The 5,362-nt window shown below is 30.5% G+C and carries 8 protein-coding genes; 6 read left to right on the top strand and 2 right to left on the bottom strand.

Annotated features, from left to right (window positions below; translation table 11 throughout):
• Positions 1–270: transposase (locus BM246_RS19595; RefSeq protein ID WP_175489749.1), on the bottom strand; the 270-nt coding region annotated here is incomplete at its 3' end.
• Between the two features lie 140 nt (positions 271–410).
• Between BM246_RS19595 and BM246_RS19590 the strand changes: the two genes are divergently transcribed.
• The 4 genes from BM246_RS19590 to BM246_RS19575 all read left to right on the top strand — a co-directional run bounded on the left by BM246_RS19590 (position 411) and on the right by BM246_RS19575 (position 3,566).
• Positions 411–1,148, top strand: coding sequence for an SMI1/KNR4 family protein (locus tag BM246_RS19590; RefSeq protein WP_231961882.1), 738 nt, complete (start codon positions 411–413; stop codon positions 1,146–1,148).
• 201 nt (positions 1,149–1,349) lie between these two features.
• Complete coding sequence (locus BM246_RS19585) at positions 1,350–1,835, top strand: hypothetical protein (RefSeq protein WP_074940677.1); 486 nt, start codon at positions 1,350–1,352, stop codon at positions 1,833–1,835.
• Positions 1,836–1,861: 26 nt separating this feature from the next.
• On the top strand, positions 1,862–2,917 hold the full coding sequence (locus BM246_RS19580) for a hypothetical protein (protein ID WP_139221945.1): 1,056 nt from the start codon (positions 1,862–1,864) through the stop codon (positions 2,915–2,917).
• Positions 2,910–3,566, top strand: a complete 657-nt coding sequence (locus BM246_RS19575; RefSeq protein ID WP_042506707.1) for a hypothetical protein — start codon at positions 2,910–2,912, stop codon at positions 3,564–3,566. The genes BM246_RS19580 and BM246_RS19575 overlap by 8 nt, the downstream gene beginning before the upstream one ends.
• Before the next feature lie 197 nt (positions 3,567–3,763).
• Here BM246_RS19575 and BM246_RS19570 read toward each other — a convergent pair whose 3' ends face one another.
• Positions 3,764–4,117, bottom strand: a complete 354-nt coding sequence (locus BM246_RS19570) for a winged helix-turn-helix transcriptional regulator (protein ID WP_231961881.1) — start codon at positions 4,115–4,117, stop codon at positions 3,764–3,766.
• A 90-nt stretch (positions 4,118–4,207) separates the two neighbouring features.
• On the opposite strand from BM246_RS19570, the gene BM246_RS19565 reads away from it, so the two are divergent.
• Both BM246_RS19565 and BM246_RS19560 read left to right on the top strand, forming a co-directional pair.
• Positions 4,208–4,387, top strand: a complete 180-nt coding sequence (locus BM246_RS19565; protein WP_074940668.1) for a hypothetical protein — start codon at positions 4,208–4,210, stop codon at positions 4,385–4,387.
• A 12-nt stretch (positions 4,388–4,399) separates the two neighbouring features.
• On the top strand, positions 4,400–5,257 hold the full coding sequence (locus BM246_RS19560) for a DUF4437 domain-containing protein (RefSeq protein WP_074940665.1): 858 nt from the start codon (positions 4,400–4,402) through the stop codon (positions 5,255–5,257).
• The last annotated feature ends 105 nt before the right edge of the window (positions 5,258–5,362 follow it).

Below are 5,362 nucleotides of genomic sequence, written 5' to 3'. Positions count from 1 at the left end.
ATAAAGAATATCTAATCGCAAACTGCAATGGTCTATTAATTTTCGGTCGCTGGTGATATTCTCTAAATAACCTACTAAACAGAACTTGAAGAATACAACCGGATCTAAACTTTTTTGTCCACAGTTTCCGTAATAGATTTTTGTCTGATTCCGTAGAAATTCCAAATCTAAAACACAAGATAATCGTCTATAAAAATTGTCTTGGGGAACCCGACTACTCAACTGAAAATTGCTGAATAATTTCTCTTGATATATTTTTGTGCCTTGCATTACTAAATATACGAAATTTCTGTATATTTAACAACACGTTGTGCAACAGGCACAACGTGTATAATTAATTGCTTTGGTCGTTGCTTATTTGGAAAATTCCTTCGGAATTTTCTCGCGTTCGTTTTTGTTTACTAAATTAGTTGCTGAAACACGCAACTAACCATACACAAAACCGTTGGCAACAACTTAACAAACGAACTTCACACGACACAATGTGGTATAAAAAACATACTTTTTTTGATAAACAAGATGGACTTAAAGAAATCCCGATTAGCCATTATTTTTCTCTACAATTAACAGAAGAAGAAATTCAATTGTTTCCCGACATCAAAAAACTTTATCCTGAATTTGTAGATAATAAAGAATTAAGCATTCCAATTGAACTGACCTTAACGACCGAACATCAGCAACTTTTGGAATATTCAAATGGTGGCGGAATTATAAATGGAGATAGAGAATTTGGATATTTCTCTCTGCAAGACATTCGATATTATTATTTCGCCTATGGTTTTCCAAAATGGACACCTAATTTTTTGCCAATTGCATTTAATGGTGGCGGAAAGTTTTATGCATATGACTTTAGAAATTTAAAAGACATTAAAATTGTTGCTGTTGGTTCGGGCGATTTGGATTATGAAAGTTCAGTTGTTATAGGTATTACATTAGACGAAGTTTTAACAAAAAAAACTAACATCGAAGATGAACTTGACAAACTTTATCCAGAAATTAAACTAAGCGAAAAGGAATTAAGAAAATTAGAAATAAAGCAAGAGTTAATAAGTCTTAAAAACGACAAATTAGTTGGTACAGTTGACTTAAAAACTTACCTAATGAGAAAAAACGAACTTGAAAATGAGTTGAAAGAAATAAACACCTAAATACAAAAAGCAGTTGCCAACATTGTATAAAAATAATGCGTAATTTAGTACCTAATCAAGAGTGAATGCCTGTTTGCTTGCTTATGATTTTCCTGCGGAAAATCCACGCACACAAACTACGCACTATTCTTATACGTAACCGTTGTGGTTTATATAACTAAACAACAAACATTATTACTAACTTTAAAACTTTAACGGTTTATGAAAAAAATTAATGCTTATTTTAAAATCGGAATTCTAACATTACTAACCTCCTTTATGTTTACCAACTGTGAGAAAGAAGAAAATGAACAACTGGAAGTGAATACTATTTCTACACAATTACTAACTTATTTTAACCAAACCGATTATAACGAACTTATTCCATATGATTATACCGTAGATTGGAGCAGCGCAATAAAACAATACTCAGAAGAATTAGAATTATCATATTATGAAGTCCCTATTAACTATACTAATGCGTTTAATCCAAATGAATTAAACAAATTTAAAAAAGAAGGATCCTATTATATTAAATATAAAATTTTGGCAATAGAAAATAATGACGAATCATTTAGTTTTTATGCAGCAAAATTTTATCAAAACGTCAATCCCTTAAACAATGTCTTAATTAATTCCGATATTTCATTTAGCTACCTCAATAGTTTTACCGGAATCGTTCATTTAATTAACAATAAAAAAAAATAGTGTATAAAAAACAATTGAGCGAAGGCATGCTTATTATGTCAACCAAGTTTAATAACAAAAAAGGAAGCAATACTAACAGTTCATCTTTATATGGAAGATCCTCCGCATCTTGCCCAACAATTACAGTACCCATGTATACAGATTGGTATTCCAATAGTGGTCCTGGTGGTTCTTTCGTTTATACCCATACACAACTTACAGGCTATAGAACCATAAATGTTTGTGAGGGAAGTAGTGGCTTACCCGAAATTAACAAGTATGGTTCAAACGGAGAAGGTATTTATGTTAAGAGAAAGGGTAATGGTGGGGTTTATGATGATGATGACTCCAACGAAGACGACGAAAATATTGTTTTAATTGAGGATGAAATTAGTAATTGTGGCCCAGGATTATTTCCCAATGCAAATGGAGATTGTGTTGCTGATTTGCATGATGATAAAATTGACTCTAGTGAACTTACTGGGAAAGATAAATGTGCTTATGAAATTTTAGAAAAAACAAATGGAAACCTTTTCAAAAAAACTATAGGTTTATTTGGAGTCCCTGGATCTAAATATGATTTAAATTTTACTTATGATTCTTGCAGTACTGATGGTGAAATGTGTACAAGCGCTAAAGATTTAGCAAATAACAATATAACTATAAAAATAAATAATACTTCAGGTTTGTCAATTCTTGAAATAGCCACTAATTTTTTGCATGAGGGCATTCATGCAGAAATATATAGATATGTCCATGAAAATGGCGGAAATGTAGACCCTAATGATAGAATTAATTTATATAATTCATACATAGCAGCAAAAGTAGAATCTGGAAGCCTTGCAAATACAGACGAGGCCCAACATCAACACATGGCAGATAGATATGTTTATCCAATAGCAAGAGCCATAAGAGAGATAGATAACAAAAGGTTTAGTGTGGAGCACTATTTACCATTTGGCTGGATAGGGTTAAGCGCCTACGGGAAAGATGGTTACTATAATGAAAACATAGACTATGTTTTTTTCGATTTAAATGATATGTGGGCTAAAATAAAACAAATTGCAAATACTTCAAACGCAGAAAATGGTTGTAATGAATAAAACATATAGAACTTTAATTGGCTTATTAGCGTTAATAACTTTTATTGGTTGTAACAATAAAAAAACGCTGCCAGTAACCAATAAGAGCACTAATACTAGCGAAATAATTAGTAAAGTTATAGATAGTGTGGCGGTACGTCTATCCCCTAGAAATTTATCGCCAATTAATACTAAAGGTAGATTTACAGTTAAAGATTCCATTAGAGTCCATGAAAAACTAATAGACTACATTAATGAATTCAGAACCATAGCAATAGACACAAGCTTAGCATTAAATATACCCAATTTTGAGTTGATTGAAGATATGTTTTTTGAAGATAAGTTTTCAGGTTTTACAAAAGTTTATGACAATAGTAGAAGCATACATATTGATATAGATAAAATAAAAATAAAAAGAGTAACTAACACTTTTTATTTTGATTCCATAGTATATTTAAACCCTTCTGACCATATTGGAAAATATAGAGATTATAAAAACATTGATTACAGGTTTAATTTTTCAAAAATTGTATATAATGACAAAAAAGATAAAGCTGCTATTCGATGTCAGTATCGATTTGAAGATAGATCACCTAATATGTCATTATTTTATTTAGAAAAAACGAACAACATTTGGGAAATAAAAAAATCATATCATTTTATTTTTTAAATCTAAAACACATTTAAATTATCCTAGCACAAATTAAATACAAACCACAACACGTTATATAAAAAATAGCAGTTAAGAGCTAAACCAAAAATTTGGTTCTTTTCTGCTATCTTTATATTTTAATTAAAAATAGGCACATACAAATCTGCTACTTTTCATATAACCAAACGTTGGCAACAAGCAGAAAAGACAATCATTTAAGAATAGTTCTCAACGACTAAATCACCCCAATCAGCAATAGATTGAATTAACGGAATTAAAGTTTTACCAAAATCAGTTAATGAATATTCAACTTTCAAAGGTGGTTTAGAGGTATAAACCTTTCTTTTAATCAATCCATCTTCTTCTAAAGCTTTTAATTGTAAGCTCAATGTTCTTTCGGTAACAGTAGGCATTGATTTTCTCAATTCGTTATACCTTAACTTTTCATTCATCAAATGAAAAAGAATAACTGTTTTCCATTTTCCACCAATGATTCCCATTGTTAAGCTTGCACAGCAAGGGTATTCATTCCCGTTAAATTTAAGCATTTTTGGTTTTTCTGTTTCCATAAAAATTATACTATCATTTTTGACCGTTATTGCAAAGGTAAATTACTATACTTACTTTTGCAACTATAAAAATGATAGTTAAATAAAAATATGAACTTAAAAGAAACATTAAACTGGAGATACACAACCAAAAAATTTGAGTTAAGAAAAAAAGGATTTACAGCAGTAGTAGCTGTATCAATAGGCTATAGAGCTAAATCTGATTTTAATTCTACCGAAAAACCACCAAAATCAAGATTGTCAGAAAGTGAAATAATAACAATAATCTAAAAATATATAAAAATGATAAAATCAAACTTCTATTTATTTCTAATTGTAGGATTAGTTGCTTCGTGTAACAATCCAAAATCAGAAGAAAAAGCGACAGAAAATACTATTTCTCAAATTATAGAAAAGCCAACAAATAAAATTGGTTTAAGTACTAATATTATTTGGGAACAAATGAACCCAGCACGAGGAGATAAAAGTCCTTTAGCTGGAACAATTTGGGGAAATAGAAAATCCGAAGTTCCAACAGGATATATTGGAAAATTTGTAGATGGATTTTCATCACCACCACACATTCATAATGTAACTTATCGTGCCATTGTGATGAAAGGATTAATACACAATGACGACCCAGAAGCAGAAAATATGTGGATGCCAGTAGGTTCATTTTGGACACAACCTGCTGGAGAATCTCACATAACAGCTGCCAAAGGAGAAGGCACAATGGCTTATATCGAAATCGACAATGGTCCTTATTTGGTAAAACCAACAACCGAATCTTTTGATGATGGCGAACGTCCAATTAATATTGACGTTTCTAACATTGTTTGGCTTGACAATACCCAAACAAATTGGATTTCAACTAATAACCAATCCAAAATGAGTTTTTTATGGAAAAATGCAGAAGATATTCGTGGGATTTTTGTGAAACTTCCTAAAAATTTTAAAGGAAATATTTACAGTAAAGGAACTATTCTATATGGAGTAATTATAGAAGGAAATGTCGATTATCAAATGCCTGATACCAATTCTAAAACAAATTTAGATGCTGGAAGTTATTTTGAATCAACCGGAAATAGTGTGCACGAAATTTCAACAACCGAAGAAGCATTGATTTACATCAGAACTAATGACAAAATTGAAATAAAATAAAGCCAGTTGCCAACAACGGTAACCGTTGCACAACCCCTTAAAAAAGTATAAAAACAGCTTAAAATCTTTGTTTTTAAGCTGTTTTTATTTTTGATACTCCATATT

It is taken from the genome of Algibacter lectus (genome assembly GCF_900112395.1).
GTDB classification, from domain to species: Bacteria; Bacteroidota; Bacteroidia; order Flavobacteriales; family Flavobacteriaceae; genus Algibacter; species Algibacter lectus.
Note: the sequence above shows the minus strand (reverse complement) of the source record. Positions and strands in the feature narration are given on the sequence as shown.